Annotated in this window: 1 protein-coding gene; it reads right to left on the reverse strand. The window is 36.6% G+C overall.

The window, feature by feature from the left end:
- Positions 1-130: 130 nt before the first annotated feature.
- Positions 131-1306, reverse strand: a complete 1176-nt coding sequence (locus tag J2S13_RS16825; RefSeq protein WP_307258976.1) for an IS256 family transposase — start codon at positions 1304-1306, stop codon at positions 131-133.
- Between the last annotated feature and the right edge of the window lie 106 nt (positions 1307-1412).

Genomic DNA, 1412 nt, shown 5'->3' on the forward strand with positions numbered 1-1412 from the left:
AGTCAAGTCCTTAATATTGTGTAAAATGATAATTACAATGTTTAATGCCTATTTCGGATTATAGTAATATGATTTAATTTGATTGGAAGGGGTACCCCTTCCAATCAAATTAAATTTCGCTCGCGCGGGCCTACTGCTCGTTCTTCACAAAAATGGGTTGTTTTCTGGTTTGCTCTTCATCGTAATCCATCAAGATAGCCCCTATCAATCGATAGGCTGATTGCGTATTTGGAAATATGCGGATGACTCTTTCTCGACGACGAACCTCTTGATTTAAGCGTTCTAAAGAATTTGTGCTATGAATATAACGGTGCCATTTTACAGGCTGACTTAAATACTGTATGGCATCCTCAAAACCTTCATCTAATACTTCCAATGCCTTCTCTAGTTTTGTATTCCCTTCATAACGTTTAAAGAATTCATCACGAAACGAACGAGCATCTTTCACCTTTACAGCTTCAAAGATCCTTTTTAAGTCCAAAACAATCTCTTCCATTCCTTTCTTCGGCAATTTATCTATGATATTTCTTTTAAAATGAACTGTACATCGCTGCCAAGATGTTCCGATAAACTCCTTTTCGATCGCCTTTTTTAATCCTTTATGAGCATCTGAGATGATTAGATTAGGCGATTGTAACCCTCTTGATTTTAGTCCACTGAAGAATTCGCTCCACGCTTCATAATTTTCATTATGATCTACTTTAAAACCAATGACCTCCCTTTTATTCTCTTGATTAATTCCTGTCGCAATATATACGGCTTTTGATACCACTTTATGGTGTTCACGTACTTTGATATACATGGCATCTACAAATATATAGGGGAAATATTGAACATTTAACGGTCGATTTGCCCACTTTCTAACGATGGGATCTAACTGTTCCGTCAAAGAGGAAACGAAAGACTTTGAAACTTGTTCCCCGCATAATTGTTCGACCACCTTTGTCACTTTCCGTGTAGATACCCCATTTACAACCATCTCGAGCATAGATAAGACAAACGCTTGATCAACTCGGGCATAACGTTCAAAAACAGAGGGGGCAAAGTCTCCATTTCGAGTGCGGGGAACTTTTAATTTAATTTTCCCAATACTCATGATGAAGTCACGCTCATAATAACCGTTACGGTAGTCTTGGCGTTCTGAAGTTCGCTCATATGCTTTAGCTTGTAAGTATTCGTCACGTTCTTTTTCCATGAATTCATTTAAGACTAAAACAATGGTAGATTTAACTACCGCCTCAATATTTGAGTTCATTACTGAATCTTTTAAAACATCCATATTTAGGTTAAACTGTAAATGGGTCATTTTACTTCCTCCTTGATTTCCAATGTTTTCTATTTTGCATTAAACATTGTAACCATGAAGGGAGAATTTGACCCTTTTCTTTTTACACAATTATATGGACTTTATC

It is taken from the genome of Oikeobacillus pervagus (assembly GCF_030813365.1).
Classification (GTDB): Bacteria; Bacillota; Bacilli; order Bacillales; family DSM-23947; genus Oikeobacillus; species Oikeobacillus pervagus.

Coding starts and splice junctions, on each gene's coding strand:
- J2S13_RS16825 (WP_307258976.1), bottom strand. CDS start 1,306: ATGACCCATTTACAGTTTAACCTAAATATGGATGTTTTAAAAGATTCA.